Annotated in this window: 17 protein-coding genes; 14 read left to right on the top strand and 3 right to left on the bottom strand. The window is 37.8% G+C overall.

Features of this window, described 5'->3' with window-relative positions:
• Positions 1–182 precede the first annotated feature (182 nt).
• Positions 183–1,856, bottom strand: coding sequence for a ribonuclease J (locus ACIPKN_RS20615; protein WP_400939608.1), 1,674 nt, complete (start codon positions 1,854–1,856; stop codon positions 183–185).
• 172 nt (positions 1,857–2,028) lie between these two features.
• Between ACIPKN_RS20615 and ACIPKN_RS20610 the strand changes: the two genes are divergently transcribed.
• Positions 2,029–2,793 (top strand): DUF2935 domain-containing protein, encoded by a 765-nt coding sequence (locus ACIPKN_RS20610; RefSeq protein ID WP_400939605.1) that lies wholly within the window; start codon positions 2,029–2,031, stop codon positions 2,791–2,793.
• A gap of 179 nt (positions 2,794–2,972) precedes the next feature.
• Here ACIPKN_RS20610 and ACIPKN_RS20605 read toward each other — a convergent pair whose 3' ends face one another.
• Positions 2,973–3,467 (bottom strand): L,D-transpeptidase family protein, encoded by a 495-nt coding sequence (locus ACIPKN_RS20605; protein ID WP_400939603.1) that lies wholly within the window; start codon positions 3,465–3,467, stop codon positions 2,973–2,975.
• Positions 3,468–3,615: 148 nt separating this feature from the next.
• On the opposite strand from ACIPKN_RS20605, the gene ACIPKN_RS20600 reads away from it, so the two are divergent.
• The 5 genes from ACIPKN_RS20600 to ACIPKN_RS20580 all read left to right on the top strand — a co-directional run bounded on the left by ACIPKN_RS20600 (position 3,616) and on the right by ACIPKN_RS20580 (position 5,426).
• A complete protein-coding gene (locus tag ACIPKN_RS20600) occupies positions 3,616–3,849 on the top strand; it encodes a hypothetical protein (protein ID WP_400939601.1) in 234 nt (77 codons plus the stop codon).
• 44 nt (positions 3,850–3,893) lie between these two features.
• Entirely contained in the window at positions 3,894–4,106 is a 213-nt protein-coding gene (locus ACIPKN_RS20595; RefSeq protein ID WP_400939703.1) for a hypothetical protein, read from the top strand.
• A 15-nt stretch (positions 4,107–4,121) separates the two neighbouring features.
• Positions 4,122–4,319, top strand: a complete 198-nt coding sequence (locus ACIPKN_RS20590; RefSeq protein WP_400939598.1) for a gamma-type small acid-soluble spore protein — start codon at positions 4,122–4,124, stop codon at positions 4,317–4,319.
• 119 nt (positions 4,320–4,438) lie between these two features.
• The gene (locus ACIPKN_RS20585) at positions 4,439–4,609 is read left to right on the top strand and encodes a cysteine-rich CWC family protein (protein WP_142510127.1); all 171 of its coding nucleotides are present in this window, start codon (positions 4,439–4,441) and stop codon (positions 4,607–4,609) included.
• Positions 4,610–4,844: 235 nt separating this feature from the next.
• Positions 4,845–5,426, top strand: a complete 582-nt coding sequence (locus tag ACIPKN_RS20580; RefSeq protein ID WP_142510128.1) for a DUF305 domain-containing protein — start codon at positions 4,845–4,847, stop codon at positions 5,424–5,426.
• 111 nt (positions 5,427–5,537) lie between these two features.
• On the opposite strand, the gene ACIPKN_RS20575 is transcribed toward ACIPKN_RS20580, so the two are convergent.
• Positions 5,538–6,134: a metallophosphoesterase family protein gene (locus ACIPKN_RS20575; RefSeq protein ID WP_400939701.1), complete on the bottom strand. Its 597-nt coding sequence runs from the start codon at positions 6,132–6,134 to the stop codon at positions 5,538–5,540.
• Positions 6,135–6,730: 596 nt separating this feature from the next.
• On the opposite strand from ACIPKN_RS20575, the gene ACIPKN_RS20570 reads away from it, so the two are divergent.
• From ACIPKN_RS20570 to ACIPKN_RS20535, 8 genes are all read left to right on the top strand, one after another.
• Positions 6,731–8,233, top strand: a complete 1,503-nt coding sequence (locus ACIPKN_RS20570; RefSeq protein ID WP_400939699.1) for a class I adenylate-forming enzyme family protein — start codon at positions 6,731–6,733, stop codon at positions 8,231–8,233.
• A 6-nt stretch (positions 8,234–8,239) separates the two neighbouring features.
• Positions 8,240–8,416, top strand: a complete 177-nt coding sequence (locus ACIPKN_RS20565) for a hypothetical protein (RefSeq protein WP_400939595.1) — start codon at positions 8,240–8,242, stop codon at positions 8,414–8,416.
• Between the two features lie 217 nt (positions 8,417–8,633).
• Positions 8,634–9,623, top strand: coding sequence for a C39 family peptidase (locus ACIPKN_RS20560; RefSeq protein WP_400939592.1), 990 nt, complete (start codon positions 8,634–8,636; stop codon positions 9,621–9,623).
• A 120-nt stretch (positions 9,624–9,743) separates the two neighbouring features.
• A complete protein-coding gene (locus tag ACIPKN_RS20555; protein ID WP_400939589.1) occupies positions 9,744–10,973 on the top strand; it encodes a carboxylate--amine ligase in 1,230 nt (409 codons plus the stop codon).
• Positions 10,973–11,686, top strand: coding sequence for a cysteate racemase (cuyB, locus tag ACIPKN_RS20550; protein ID WP_400939586.1), 714 nt, complete (start codon positions 10,973–10,975; stop codon positions 11,684–11,686). Before ACIPKN_RS20555 ends, cuyB begins: the two co-directional genes overlap by 1 nt.
• A 235-nt stretch (positions 11,687–11,921) precedes the next feature.
• Positions 11,922–13,070 (top strand): DEAD/DEAH box helicase, encoded by a 1,149-nt coding sequence (locus ACIPKN_RS20545; protein WP_387085170.1) that lies wholly within the window; start codon positions 11,922–11,924, stop codon positions 13,068–13,070.
• 1 nt (position 13,071) lies between these two features.
• Complete coding sequence (locus ACIPKN_RS20540; RefSeq protein ID WP_400939582.1) at positions 13,072–14,301, top strand: aminopeptidase; 1,230 nt, start codon at positions 13,072–13,074, stop codon at positions 14,299–14,301.
• Between the two features lie 30 nt (positions 14,302–14,331).
• Positions 14,332–15,270: an SGNH/GDSL hydrolase family protein gene (locus ACIPKN_RS20535; RefSeq protein WP_400939579.1), complete on the top strand. Its 939-nt coding sequence runs from the start codon at positions 14,332–14,334 to the stop codon at positions 15,268–15,270.
• The last annotated feature ends 56 nt before the right edge of the window (positions 15,271–15,326 follow it).

Below are 15,326 nucleotides of genomic sequence, written 5' to 3'. Positions count from 1 at the left end.
ATTTAGTCGGTGTAAAAGGTCAACATCTTTCACACCGACTTTCATCAATTATGCCGAGGCATAATTGTACCTGTCGCTATGCTTTTAAAAAGACATCTGCAGCTTCCGCTTTACTTTCGCGCAAAAGAACAATGTAGCTGCCGCTACTTTTGTAACTGTCGTTACATAAAACATATGCTGAGTTAAATTTCAATAATTATTGGTAAAATCATTGGTTTTCTTTTTGTTTGTGTAAATAGATATTGACCGACAGCTCTTTTGATTTCTCTTTTTAAGACATGGATTGGCTGCTTACTTTCTTCCTGAAGCTCATTTACCGTTTCTTTGACGAGAATATTTACTTTCGTTAACAGCTCCTCAAAGTCTTTGGCATAAACAAAGCCTCGCGAAATTGTATCTGGTTCTGAAATAAAGGCGCCATCTATTTTATTAAGTGTTATAACGATAACAAGCATACCGTCTTCTGATAGCTGTTTGCGATCTCGTAAAACAATTCCTTCGACTTCACCAATACCGATACCGTCGACATACGTATCACCTGAAGGGATTTTACGTGTTTGCCTAGCCATTGCATGTTCAATATCCACAACATCCCCGTTTTTCATAATAAACGTATGCCCTCTTTTGACACCAACGGACTCAGCTAACAAACGGTGCTGATGTAACATACGGAATTCACCATGAATCGGAATAAAAAATTTGGGCTTCATTAGCGTCAGCATTAGTTTTAAATCTTCCTGGTAGCCATGACCTGAAACGTGCATACCTGTATGACTAGCCGAGCCATAAATAACCTTAGCACCTAGCTGGAACAAATTATCAACAATCCGTGAAACACCCTTTTCATTCCCTGGAATAGGGGATGAAGCTAAAATAACTGTGTCATCAGGTAAAATTTTCACTTCACGATGATTTCCATTTGCTAAGCGAGAGAGTGCAGCTAATGGCTCACCCTGACTACCCGTACATAATACAACAACTTCTTCGGGTGGAAGATACTTCACCTCGCGTGCATCTATTAACATATCCTCTGGAATGTTTAAATAGCCTCGCTCAAGCGCAACATCTACAACATTCACCATACTCCGACCAAGTAATGCAAGCTTTCTATTTGTAGTAATCGTTGCATCTACAATTTGCTGTATGCGATTAACATTAGAAGCGAAAGTAGAGATAACGATTTTACGCTCGGCATGTAAAAATGCATCTTCTATATGATTACCGACAAGCTTCTCTGAAGGAGTTAACCCAGGTCGTTCAGCATTCGTACTTTCAGAAATAAGTACTAATACGCCTTCTGATCCTATCTCGGACATTTTATGAATATCTGCAAACTGATTATTGACAGGCGTTAAATCAAATTTAAAATCTCCAGTGTGTACTACATTTCCTTCGGGTGTATTTATAACAATTCCTAAGCAATCAGGTATACTATGGTTTGTTCTAAAGAAACCAACATCAACTTGTCCGAAATTTAATGATGAATCGGAACGAATTTCTATTAATTCTGTCTCTCTTAAAAGCTTATGTTCTTTCAGCTTTAGCTCGATTAAGCCAAGAGTAAAACGTGTTGCATAAATAGGGACATTTATTTTTTTTAACAGATAAGGGATTCCGCCGATATGATCCTCATGTCCATGAGTCACAATTAATGCTTTGATTTTCTCTTTATTTTCCAGTAGGTACGTAATGTCAGGAATTATTAAATCGATACCTAGTAGGCTTTCGTCTGGAAATTTAGCGCCGCAGTCGATAATTAAAATATCATTCCCGTACTGTACTACATACATATTTTTGCCAATCTCATTAATGCCACCTAAGGCGAAAATCGATAATGTATTGTCTTTTGTGGACAAGCATATCCCCTCCTAATTTTTCAGTATGTTCTTTTAATGAAAATTCAGCATTAGTAGTATAGCTTTAAGCGTTTCATCCTATACGAAAAGACAATTTTAGATTAAGCATTAATATTAGATTTTCATGAAGAATAGAATAGAAGAACGTATAGAATAAAGGGGATGTGACTGGTTGTCGAATTACTTACAACATGCGGTGTTTGAACATAGGTTTTGGCTAAGGATATTGAAAGACCATTCTCAATTTATTCATGATTCCTTGTATCCATCGGAAACAGAGGATATTAAAAGAGCGAGCGCATTTATTCTCAAATTTTCTCAGCTTCTTGCTTATGTTAATTCGATAGATGCCAATAATGCGGTTTCCTTCTCACTTACAGTCGATGAAGCTGTAGAACAACTAAAGCAATTTAAATTTTATTTGCTTAGAAAGCAATTAACGGGAAATATTAATATCCATCTACCACCTACCTTTATTAATCATATGGTGAATGAATTAGAGGAGTATCAAAATGTACTTAGCTATCTGAAGAAGGGGGAAGTCCCGCCAATCTTTCATGAGCTACATCATCATTTACTCTGGCTGTTAGATGCATCAGGACATGCAGGTATCATTCATGACGATTTGGATGGTGTAGAAAGAAGGTTGAGGCAAAAAAGTACTACCTTTGCTCAACATTTTGAACAATTTTATTTGAAAGCAGTGGAGCTTACAGGATATTTGCGTTCAAATATAGACTCATTCCCCGCATTAACTCGCTTTAATCATGATGTGGAAATAGAAATGGGATTATTCAAAATTTTTTTACGGGAGTTAGAGGAGATGGAGTTAAGTGCAGAAGTATTAGGTACATTTACAGCTCTAATGGCGGATCATATGCTAAGAGAGGAGCAATACTATTTATCGAAGCTTGCACAATCTAGAGGTGAAGATTAATTTGCAAAAAGTGATGCCAGATAAATCGCTGATAAACATCAAAAAATCGCTGATAAAATGAGGGCAATCTGAAGGTTTCAGGTTGCCTTTTTTATTCCGATAAATCAGCATAAAATGTACCGATAAAACTAAAAAACATTCCGATAAAATCTGAGGAATGTTTTTAGTCTGGTAGATTTTTATGGATGAATAAAAACTCCAGTACCGATTGGAACAATGCTTGCGAGCTCTTCGACATCCTTATTATGCATGCGGATACAGCCACGTGAAACGGCATGACCGATTGAGCTAGGATTATTAGTTCCGTGAATTCCGTAATGTTCTTTAGATAAACTCATCCACATTGTCCCAAACGGACCACCAGGATTTGGATCCTTGTTAATGATTATAAAATGGCCAGTAGGTGTATCATGTAACATCCTACCGACTGCTATTGGGTATTGCTTTTGAAGAACATTATCCTTATATAACCGTAGCCATCGATTTTCAGTAGAAATATCTATTCTATAAGGGATAGTATTTGGATTAGGAAATCCAGGTATAATAATTTGTTGTCCTATATAAAGTACATTCGGATCTAGCCCTGGGTTAGCAGCCATTATGGACGCTAATGGCGTACGATAATTTCTAGCTATTTGGGACAAGGTTTCGCCTGCTCTAACTGTATGGATCAAAATCATCACCTCCTATAAAGTGGTTGCTTTAATACAGGTTATGCCGAAGAAATAGAAAATACCTTTATATTTTTATAAGGATAGCAACTACAGTTAGTTGGATATGATAAGCAGTAACAAGCCATATCCAGTATTCGAGGAGATATAGATGAAAGAATTTAAAATTACTTATTTTTTTGATGAACTGCATTATGTAAGGAGATTTATCCATATAGAATCACAGGAAAAGGCAGAGGCATTAGTTCGAAGTGAACGAGATCAATATATATCCTTTACAGATAGTAGAGGGATGTATCATGAGCTGCATACAAGACATGTTCGGGTCAGTCAAATATCTGAATATCATCGCATCGATAAAAGCTCGAAAACGAAAGACACATGATTTGTCCAACACTGCACATGCTATAAGTAAAGGAGTGAGTAATGATGGACATAGAAAAAAACATACCACATGAAAAAAAGATATTTATGAACTTAGCGAGTAAGGATAAGCCAGACATGGTAGAATCTGATAATATAAGTCTTTTCGATTTACACGAAGATATGCAAACGGTTGATCCTATACCGGTTAGAGAGCTCAATAAAAAAGTAGAACGAGAAGGCGATGAATTGATTGAATTGCAGCCTGATGAATTATAGAAGGTAGGGATTTGTATGACTGATCATAATGAAGCTCAGTTTACTTCTGCTGGAACAAATATTAATGAAGTAAAAAGAAAAAATGCAGAAGGTGGGTTATCTTACAATGAAGTGAAAAAGCTGCTAGCCCAAAGAGGCGGGGCTGGTACGGAAATATATAGTGATACAGATGTCGAAGAAGTAAAGCAACAGATTCATGAGAAAAAGCAATAAGCTAATTGGGGAGGAGTATGAAAAGTACTCCTCTATTTTTATTTTGTAAGGATGAAAAAATCACTGATTAAAACTTCACTTTATTTTAAAATGAAAAGTAAATGTATGGAGGTGTACGAATGGAAGAAAAACGTTGCCCGTTATGTGGACAAGATAACCATTGTGGGGTAGTAAATGGGCAAAAGGATTGCTGGTGTATGACAAAGAGTTTCCCTAAAGAAATCCTTGAAGCAGTACCTAAAGAGCAATGTATTTGTCAAAAGTGCTTGGATACATACGAAAAAGATTAAACATTCGTGCAATCAATTATACCTCGACATAATTGCTGCTGTCGCTTCGCTTTCGCGCAGGTAAACAATGCCGCTTTCGCGCAGGTAAACAATGCCGCTGTCACTACAGAAAACACTCGCTGAAAGAAGTTAAAAATATTTTAATGCTGTTACGAAACAATAGAGATCAGTTGGTACAATTGTCTACCGCACAACAACCTATCGGACATATATTACTCTGAAAGGAGTGTGTCTAATGACTAAAACAGTTGTACTCAGTAATGTAACAAAGGTTTATTTAGAGGAAAACCAAAGGATCCTCGATAAAATGATGCAGGGCATGACCTATGTGACAATTACATGTAGTATTTCAGATAATTTTATTAAGCAAATATTACCGCATCAAGTAGCTGCTATTAGATTGTCGGAAAATGTTTTGCGATACACGACAAATATACTTGTACAAAATCTCGCGTTAGAAATAATAGCAACAAGTACGGAGACTGTTGAATGCCTCGAAGCGATACAAAATAGATGCTGTATCGTACAAAATTCGGAATGTGAATTGTACGATTATATGTGTGCTTATAAGGAAATTACTGGGGCTATGTTTCAAGCAATGAGTTTACCGCCAGTTTCCAATAATATTAATATAAACTTTCTGCGAACAATGATTGTTCACCATCAGGCGGGCGTTCGACTAGCGCAAAACGTTTTAAGGTTCTGTATTTGCCAAGAATTAATACCAATCCTTCGAAATATGATTCAAACTATGTGCGATCGTATTTGCGAAATGGAAAAATTACTAGATGCTTTAAAGGATTGCGAGAATTGCTAGTTTGAACGGAACATTTACAAAGTGAAAAAACGCTAGAGTCGAAGTCGATTTTAGCGTTTTTTTGTGACTACGATGTATATCAGCAAAACTCAAACTCTTGATGAAAAATAATCAAGCATTCTCAACAGAAGGAGCGCACATAAATGTTACTGTTCGTTTGTTACTATCGTAAAGACACCACTCTCGATGATCGACAACCGATCCAACATTGATACCGTATTGCTTTTCTTGTAATGCGATTGGTTGGCCATAGCGAATACGAATAGGTAACTTTTTATTGCGATGATAAAGACCTGATTCATGACTATGCCCGAAGAAAAGAAGCGATTTTTTAAATGGCGGAAATGTTGGTTGCCAAGTAACACTCCATTTAAATTGATGTCCATGCATAAGTGTTGCACCAACAATCTCCATTGTTTCAGGTAACTCTGTAAAACGTTCAATGCCAGTTATACGTGTAATACGCTCTTCCTGATTGCCACGAATAGAGGGGAATGTTAGTAAAACTTCAAAATCATTTTCTACTATTGCAGCTTTTTGTAGCGGTATACCCGACATTGTTTGAGCCTTTTTCTTACTTACAGTACATTCGTATAAATCACCTAATCCCAATACCTTTGCATCTTTCGCACATTGCTGAATATGGGCTAGAACCGCCTTAGTATCTTCTATATTAGAATGTAAATCTCCTAAAAGTGCGTACAGCATTTTAATCATGCCTTTCATTAATTATGCCTCGGCATAATTCTGTAACATCCGCCGGGCTTTAACTTCTTTCAACAAGTGTTTGGACACCTACTGAAAAGTGACTTAAAACCGCTTTCATCTCGAGGCTACGCTTTCGCTACAAAAGACACTTGTTGAAAGAAGTTAATCATTATACAAATATCATACACCTAACAGAAATTGATAGAAAAGTAAAATGTATAAATATATTTAGTTACATATGGATTATATGTTGGTTCATCACCATAACCGAGTTGATTTCCGTTCTGAGCTGTATGCTTTCCTAGAATCGTCCGATGAGCCGCTTAGGCCAATAGATGTTAGTCACAAAGGCGTTATCATAGGACGTGATGTATTTAGCCTTCATTCCTCTATTGCTAATCGCAAAGAGTCATCTGTCTCCCTCCATTCAATTTTTCCGTATGACAAATGATTTAACAAAATGAGCCTTAATAAGTGTAGAAAAATTGCCAACAATTTCATAGATTGATAGAATATAATTGTAATTTTCTGAATTTTTTAACAGTAATTCTACATGGTATGAGGGACATGAATATTAATAATTTGGGGGGCTTATGATGACGATGTTAATGACAGATATTCTACAAAAATATGCTATACAGCAACCAAATAGGATTGCAACAGTTTACGATGGGACAAAGCTATCCTATAGTGAATTTTATAAAAGTGCAGAAACATTTGCTGCATACTTACAAGAGCAAGGTTTTAAAAAAGATGATGTAATTGCATTATATATGCTCAACTCAGATTTATTTTTAATCGCTTATATCGGTGTTCAGTTAGCGGGCTATGTTGTCATGCCCATTAATACAAAACTAGCAGCTCCAGAGGTCGAATTTATTTTTAATCATTCAGAAGCTAAAGGGCTTATTAATGATGAAAGGTTAGAGGATGTACTTGCAACTATTGGCTATCCGTTTCAACATATTGTAGGGCTCGAAGAGATGAAAGACGTCATTAAAAACTATCCAGGTCAAAGAAAAGCTGTCAAATTGGAGCCTCATGATACTAGTGTTGTTATGTATACTTCTGGGACGACGGGTAAACCAAAAGGAGTAATGCTAACTCATCAAAATATTGTATCAACTGCGGAAATATGGTCGTCCTCAATGGATATGACCAATGAGGATAGAATGTTTATTTGTACGCCTTTATTTCATTGTGCAGGTCTTCATGTATTTGCGATGCCGATGTTTTATAAAGGCGGTTCAATGGTTATAGAAGAGGCTTTTTCTTCGACAAACACAATAGAACAATTAGTCGTTACAGATTCAACAATTTTCTTTGGTGTTCCGTCAATGTATACAATTATTTTAAATACACCTAACTTTAAGGAACATACATTTAAAAATTTACGTTTATTATGTTACGGAGCGGCACCGATGCCTTATGAGCTTGTTAAGCAAGTGAAGGAGGCATTTCCTAATGTGAAAGTACAAAACCTGTATGGACAAACTGAAAATACTCCTGCCACCACTTCTCTTTTAGATGCCGATGCATTGACAAAAATTGGGTCAGTAGGAAAACCATTAGCCCAAACGGACGTCCGTGTTGTTGATAGCTTTGGTGAAACGGTGCCAGCGGGTGAGGTAGGAGAAATTTGTGTCAAAGGGCCACAAGTCATGAAAGGTTATTTACGTAATCCTGAAGAAACAGCTAGAGCAATTAAAGATGGTTGGCTCTATTCAGGAGATTTAGGGCGTTTTGATGAAGACGGTTATCTCTATATTGTTGATCGTAAAAAAGATATGATCATTCGAGGTGGCGAAAATATTTATCCTATCGAGGTTGAAGAGGTTTTATATCAACTGCCAGAAATTTTAGAAGCAGCCGTTGTAGGTTTTCCACATGAAGTATATGGCGAAGTTCCGAAAGCATTTGTCGTATTGAAGGAGGGAAAGTCTTCTGATGAAGAGGCGATATTGGCGTATTGTCGGACTCAGCTGGCAAAGTATAAAGTGCCACATGAAATTGAATTTTTAACTGAATTACCACGTAATGCTTCTGGGAAAGTTTTGAAACATACATTACGACCAAGAGTAAGTACGCCAAACGTGTAAAACGGTTTGAGAAAATTCGAAAATAGCAAACAAAGTAATACCTTAATCGGACGCACACTAAATTTAGAGATGCTTTTGTGTAGTGGAAATATGTTAGGTCTCTGCGCAATTGCGTTCGAGGCTTTAGGTCAACAGATGTTTATGGCGCAAAAGCGTAGTGCTATCGTAGCGGCAGCGGCATGAAATTGGTCACTCAGTCGTTGTTGTTGTTGTTGCTGTCGCTTCGCTTTCGCACAGATAAATTGCCACAGGACGTGACGTTCTTAGAGTGTTTGGACAACCGCTTATAGAAGTTAAAAATAGGAACGTCTATGAAATTAGCGTATAATAGAGTCTGCGACAAATTGAAATAATAGAATTGAAGTAATTGTCTTCAAACAAGATAGGAGCGGAATTTGTCTTGTGGACGCGGGATAAACGCCTTTTACTAATAGGTTTAATGATAATCATGCTACTACTTTCGGGTTGCCATCCGTTTTCGCAGCAGGAAATACAAAACAAAGGATTAACTGTGTTAACGGTAGAGTTTAACAGTGGTGCGCCCATACCTAACCTTTATATAACTGCTACAGATGTAGAGTCAGGTGAGGTAGTAGAGGATGCGGTTGGCTCTGAAGAGGGTGAAGCAATATTTTCGAAGCTAATAGCGGGACGGAAATATGCTATAGCTGCAACTACGCTTGAAAATAGTACGAAAAATGATGGTTATACGACAATCGAAAATTTTACATATGATGCGACAAAGCCGTATTATCGATTGGAGACACATTTTTCAAGGGACGAGCAAGAGCTGGATGTACCAGTTGTTATGCAAAAACCTGAACTACCACATGGCTGTGAAATAACATCATTAACAGCTGTATTAAATTATTATGGGCTAGATGTTACGAAGCTGGAAATGGCTGATAACTATTTACCAAAGCAAAAGATTAGAACTATAGACGGACAACGATTTGGTCCAAATCCAACTCAGGCTTTTGCAGGGAATCCTCGTGAAAAAGCCAGCGGTATGTATGTCTTTGCAGCGCCAATTGTCAAAGCCGCAGAGGCGGTAATAGCAGATAAACAGGCAGATTTACGAGTGACAAATAAGAGTGGTGCCACGCAGGACGAAATTTTACAGCTTGTTCGAGAGGGAGTCCCTGTTGTAACTTGGGTTACATTAGATTTATCAGAGCCAAAAAGAAATCTAGCTAAGGGCTGGATCTATGAAGGTGAAAAAGTGCCGCATGCCGCGTATATGAACTTGCATGCTGTTGTTTTAACCGGGCATTTAGGCGATAAAGTTGTTGTTATGGACCCATTAAAAGGCTTTGTCACTTATAATGTGGATCAGTTTTTTAAAAGCTATAGAGAGTTAGGTGAACAAGCTGTAGCCGTTCATAAATGATTCAAAGAAGAGTTATAAGGCGTACAAGGAAAGTATGATACACTTGTAAAAAAGGCTTGTTACTGGGGATGCCCCCACGTTATGTGAGAGCCTAATAAAAGCTAAAGTGAGTTGAGTAGAATGGCCATTGAGCACGCTTTTTTACCGGTTTTATTAGGAGATGAAATGAATGCTTACGGCATGGCAAGAGCATTTTACGAGTCCTATGGCGTTAAACCACTTGCATTAAATCATACGAATATGGAGAAAATACAGCAGAGTGATTTATTAATATTTCGTGAAGTTCCAAAACTCCATATTGAAGAACGTTTTATCGTTGCGTTAAAGGCAATTGCAGAGGAATTTGCAGGTAAAAAATTGCTGTTATTAGCCTGCGATGAATTTTACGTGAAAAAAATTGTGCAACATAAAGCGGAGCTAGCAGAGTATTTTGTAATTCCTTATGTGGATGCAAACCTTGCTAACGAGCTATTAACACGTGAGAGCATGTATGAACTTTGTGCGAAGTTCGGCTTTCACTATCCGGCAATGCATGTTTGCACCGTCAATGATTACGAGGAATTTGTCATCCCTTTTGAATTCCCAGTTGTCATTAAACCTTTGAATATGACAAAGTATGCTACATGTATTTTTCCGGGCAAGAAAAAAGTGTATATTGCCAAAGATAACGACGAAAAGGATGCTATTTTCCATGCCATTTATAAGGAATCGGCATACCGAGATGATTTAATGTTACAGCAATATATTCCTGGCGAAGATGCTCATATGTACGTCGTAAATGCTTATGTTGGGCAAGATAGTAAAGTACAGCTATTATCTGTAGGTAACTCAATTTTAGAGGAGCATTCCCCAGAGGGGATTGGTCGCTATGTAGCCATCATGACAGCATACGATAAAGACTTAATGGACCGCGTAAAATTGTTTCTAGAGGAAATGCGATTCCAAGGCTTTGCCACGTTTGATATGAAGTACGATGAACGTGACGGTCAATATAAGTTATTAAGTATTGAATTACATAATGAACTTTCAAATTATTATGTGACAGCAAGTGGCTATAATTTAATGCAATATGTTGCGGATGATTTTATCCGTGGAAGTAAAAAACAGCTAACATATGTTCAGAATAAGCATCTTTGGACAATTGTGCCGAATGGTGTCCTCTTTAAATATGTACAAAATGAACAGCTTGTGATTGAAGCGAAAAGTCTTATTCGCCAAGGGATGGCTACGGATTCCATCTTTAATTATAAGGATATGAATGCGAAGCGTTGGTTAAATATAACACTAGATAATTTAAGCTTTTATCGCCAATATAAGAAATATTTTAACAACAAAGGTCTGTCAAACTAATGAAAAAACAAACTTTAGGTATAATTGGTGGCGTTGGTCCACTAGCAACGATGTTTATCGGTGAAATGATTGTAAGACGTACGAAGGCAACGAAAGATCAGGAGCATTTACATACAATCATTGATAATGATACGAATATTCCTGATCGTACTGCCTTTATTTTAGATAGTACAAAAGAAAATCCCGTACCAGTGATAGTCGCAGATGCTAAAAAGCTTGCTTCTGTTGGAGCAAATCTGATTGCTATTCCATGTAACACGGCACATACCTTTTATGATGAGATAGTTGAAGGTTCTCCAGTTCCCGTCTTACATATGATAAGGGAAACAGCAAAGCGAGCTTCTGACTTAGGGGCAGAGCGTGTAGGGATTTTAGCGACAACGGGTACATTAACCTCACGCATGTATCAAGATGCGTTAGAGGAATTTGGTATAACACCTGTTGTTCCAGACGATGTGATGAAAGAGAAAGTCATGTCTATTATTTACGATTATGTAAAGGCTGGAAAAGATGTCTCTTGGGAGGATTGGCAGCCGATAGAAGAAGCAATGCTTGCACTTAATTGTGATCGTATTGTATTAGGATGTACTGAATTATCAATCGTCAATCGAGATTTAAAACTAAGTGACAAATATATCGACTCATTAATCGTTTTAGCAGAACGTGCCATATTAGCATGTGGCTATGAAATTGTAGATGAACAATCGTATTAACCAAATAAAATCTGCACGCTTTTCGCAGGTAAGTTGTAAACCTTCAAAAGATCTCAAGTATATAAGAGCTTGAAGGCTGGCAACCCCGTGATAAGTCGTGCAGATTTTTTTATCTGTAGGGAGATTAAGAAAGCCTCATTTTTGAAACGATTATACAAAGGTTTACGTACATATGAAGTAGGAAAATGATTAGTGTGTTAAACTAGTGTCAAGCAGATAGAAGGTGGGAAATTACATGTCAGTAATAAATTTATTAAATGAAGATTTACAAGCAAAATGGAAATTTGAAGAGCCGATGAAAATTCAAGAAGAAATGATTCCAGCAATGCTTGAGGGCAAAGATATTGTAGCCGAGTCGCCGACAGGGTCGGGGAAGACTTTAGCTTATGTACTTCCTTTATTAAAAAAAGTAAACGGTTCAAAAAAACAAACACAAGGACTTATCGTAGCTCCATCACAGGAGCTAGCGATGCAAATTGTAGAGGTTATCCGTGAATGGACAGCAGGTTCTGATATTACGGTTCAACAACTAATTGGTGGCGCGAACTCTGCACGTCAAATTGAAAAGTTAAAGAAAAAACCGACGATCGTTGTAGGTACACCTGGCCGATTAAATGAATTAGCGCGTGCTGGAAAACTAAAGTTAAAAGAAATTGAAACAGTTATTTTAGACGAGTGCGATCAGTTACTAAGTCGTGAATACCGTGTTGTCGTAAAATCTTTTATCGAAGGGTCAGCATATGGGCGACAAGTAGTTGTTGTTTCAGCAACAATTACGGAGGAAATTGAATTAGTGGCTAGTCGTATGATGTTCGAGCCAGTACGCTTCAAAATTAAACCTGAGGATATGTTAAAGGTTGGTAAAGTTGTACACTCTTTCGTGAAAGTAGAGGAGCGAGATAAAACTGATTTCCTACGTCGACTATCACATACAGAAGGATTACGTGCACTTGCTTTCGTCAACAATATCGATCAATTGCTGATGAAAGAAACGAAATTACAATATCGTTCGGCACCGATTGTGACATTACATTCTGACATGAAGAAGGAAGAACGTAAAAAGGCGTTAGATGCATTCCGTAAAGGTGACGCGCGTATTTTAATCGCTACAGATATTGCAGCACGCGGTTTAGATATTGAAGGTTTAACACATGTTATTCATGTTGATGTACCGAGAACAATTGAGCAGTATTTGCATCGTTCTGGTCGTACGGGTCGTGCTGGAGCAGATGGTGAAGTATTAACATTATTATCTTATCGTGATGAGAAAACGTACAAAAAATGGACAAGAGAAATTTCTGCGAAACCTGTACAGAAAATATGGCATGAAGGCAAGCTAGTGGAGGGTAATTCAAAAACAATTGGACAGAAGCGAGGTAAATAATATGACGTTTGAAGAAAAATTACAAGCATATGCAGAACTTGCGGTAAAAGTCGGTGTCAATATTCAACCTGGGCAATACTTATTAGTTAATACTTCCGTGGAAGCATTAGATTTCGCCCGTTTAGTCGTGAAAGAGGCTTATAAAGCTGGTGCAGGACGTGTTCATGTTAATTTTTCAGATGATGAAATGGATCGTGCTTACTTTGAGCATGCTTCAGATGAAGAATTTAATCGTTTCCCAGAATGGGTAGTTAAAATGCGTGATGAGGTAATCGAACGTAAAGGAGCAATATTATTGATCGATGCTGCAGATCCTGATAAATTAGCAGGTATTTCAGCAGATCGTCTAGCTACCCATCAAAAAGTATCAGGCGCTGCTCTTAAAAATTATCGCAACGCCGTAATGAAAGATTTAATAGCTTGGTCAATTGTTGCTGTCCCTTCACCAAAGTGGGCATCGAAGGTATTCCCAAACTTAGCGGCTAAGGAACAAGTACCAGCATTATGGGAAGCTATTTTTAAAACTGTTCGTATTGGTGAAGGCAATGCTGTTGAAAACTGGCATGAGCACGTAGTAAATTTAGAATCTCGCGCGGCCCTACTGAACAATAAAAAATATGCGAAACTTCACTATACAGCACCAGGTACTGACTTAACAATTGCCTTAGCGCCACAGCATAAATGGCTTACTGGGGGTAGTAAAACGCCAGGTAATACTACCTTTATTGCTAATATGCCGACAGAAGAGGTCTATACGTTACCGATGAAACAAGGTGTAAATGGCTATGTAAGCAATACAAAACCATTAGTTTATCAAGGGAATATTATCGATGGCTTTAAACTGACATTCGAAGAAGGAAAAATTGTTCAGGCTGAAGCACAGGTAGGACATGATTTATTACAGGAGCTTCTGAATGTGGATGAAGGCTCTTGTTATTTAGGTGAGGTCGCACTTGTACCGCACGAATCACCAATTTCAGCATCGGAGATTTTATATTTTAATACATTGTTTGACGAAAATGCATCGAACCATTTAGCGATTGGCGAAGCTTATCCAACTTGCTTAGAAGGTGGAAGAGATTTAGAAAACGGACAGCTTGAAGCGTTAGGTGCCAATATTTCAGTGACACATGAGGACTTTATGATTGGTAGCGGTGAGATGGACATTGACGGTATTTTACCAGATGGAACTGTAGAGCCAATTTTCCGCAAAGGTAGCTGGGCATTTTAAGTTCTTCATTTGAAGAAAGGAGCTGAGCAGATGAAACGATTACTAAGCATAATTGGTGCAACTATACTCATAATGGCATTAGGTGTTTCATCTGCTTTTGCTCAGATTGAAAACTACCTATCAATCGGAGATTCCTTGGCGGCTGGTCAAACACCTTATCAACAGATTGATACAGGCTACAGTGATTTAATTGCCATGAAATTAGGAATGACTGGGCAATTACATTTCTATACAAAGGAGCTCGCTTTCCCAGGCTATACAACAGCTGATGTCTTGAAACGAGTGCAATCAGAGGAAGCAAGTGACTTACTAGCTAATGCAACACTTATTACTGTTTCGGCAGGTGCCAACGATTTACTGCGTCTAGTGCAGGTCAATCCAACAGCAGGTACATTAGCCTTTACGCAGTTGCAAACGGATTATGCATTAAACATTGCCAGAAAAAATATGGCGGAGATTTTGGATGAGTTGAAAGTGCGCGCACCTAAGGCAAAGATCTATGTAATGGGCTATTACTTTGCGTATCCAAATGTTCACGCTACGCAAAAAGAAGGCACAAATGCACAGCTTGTAAAGCTAAATAAGATTTTACAGCAACAGGCAGAGCATGCTGGAGTAGTTTATGTAGACGTCTATGATGCTTTTGGGATAAACGCTACAAACTTTTTACCCAATATCTCTGACGTACATCCAAATTTTGAAGGCTATCGCCAAATGGCAAATGCTTTTTTACATGAATATAGCGGAAATAAAGCACTAGCCATTGCTTCAAAAGAACTGCCAAAGCCTAACCCTATGTCATTTGAGCACATTTTAGAACAACTAGCGAAGGCAGAGCAGAAACAAGAAGCAAAAGAGCAAGAAAATGAAAAGCCAAAACCTACTGCGCGTACCATTCAAGGTTTTACAGGATACGCTGCTTTTATGGAGAAGGTAAGAGCAACACGTTTTAATCATAACTATTTGTAACAGGGCATCGACAGTGATGCTCTTTTTTATGTTAAATATCTATAAAAATCAGCGAC

The sequence above is a fragment of the Lysinibacillus sp. NPDC086135 genome (genome assembly GCF_044746345.1).
Lineage (GTDB): Bacteria > Bacillota > Bacilli > Bacillales_A > Planococcaceae > Lysinibacillus.
This window is presented reverse-complemented; position numbering and strand designations above follow the sequence as displayed.

Excerpts from the sequence above, each read along its gene's own strand:
- ACIPKN_RS20600 (WP_400939601.1), top strand. The coding sequence starts at position 3,616 with ATGAAAGAATTTAAAATTACTTATTTTTTTGATGAACTGCATTATGTA.
- ACIPKN_RS20595 (WP_400939703.1), top strand. The coding sequence starts at position 3,894 with ATGGACATAGAAAAAAACATACCACATGAAAAAAAGATATTTATGAAC.
- ACIPKN_RS20590 (WP_400939598.1), top strand. The coding sequence starts at position 4,122 with ATGACTGATCATAATGAAGCTCAGTTTACTTCTGCTGGAACAAATATT.
- ACIPKN_RS20585 (WP_142510127.1), top strand. The coding sequence starts at position 4,439 with ATGGAAGAAAAACGTTGCCCGTTATGTGGACAAGATAACCATTGTGGG.
- ACIPKN_RS20580 (WP_142510128.1), top strand. The coding sequence starts at position 4,845 with ATGACTAAAACAGTTGTACTCAGTAATGTAACAAAGGTTTATTTAGAG.
- ACIPKN_RS20575 (WP_400939701.1), bottom strand. The coding sequence starts at position 6,134 with ATGCTGTACGCACTTTTAGGAGATTTACATTCTAATATAGAAGATACT.
- ACIPKN_RS20570 (WP_400939699.1), top strand. The coding sequence starts at position 6,731 with ATGACGATGTTAATGACAGATATTCTACAAAAATATGCTATACAGCAA.
- ACIPKN_RS20555 (WP_400939589.1), top strand. The coding sequence starts at position 9,744 with ATGGCCATTGAGCACGCTTTTTTACCGGTTTTATTAGGAGATGAAATG.
- cuyB (WP_400939586.1), top strand. The coding sequence starts at position 10,973 with ATGAAAAAACAAACTTTAGGTATAATTGGTGGCGTTGGTCCACTAGCA.
- ACIPKN_RS20545 (WP_387085170.1), top strand. The coding sequence starts at position 11,922 with ATGTCAGTAATAAATTTATTAAATGAAGATTTACAAGCAAAATGGAAA.
- ACIPKN_RS20540 (WP_400939582.1), top strand. The coding sequence starts at position 13,072 with ATGACGTTTGAAGAAAAATTACAAGCATATGCAGAACTTGCGGTAAAA.
- ACIPKN_RS20535 (WP_400939579.1), top strand. The coding sequence starts at position 14,332 with ATGAAACGATTACTAAGCATAATTGGTGCAACTATACTCATAATGGCA.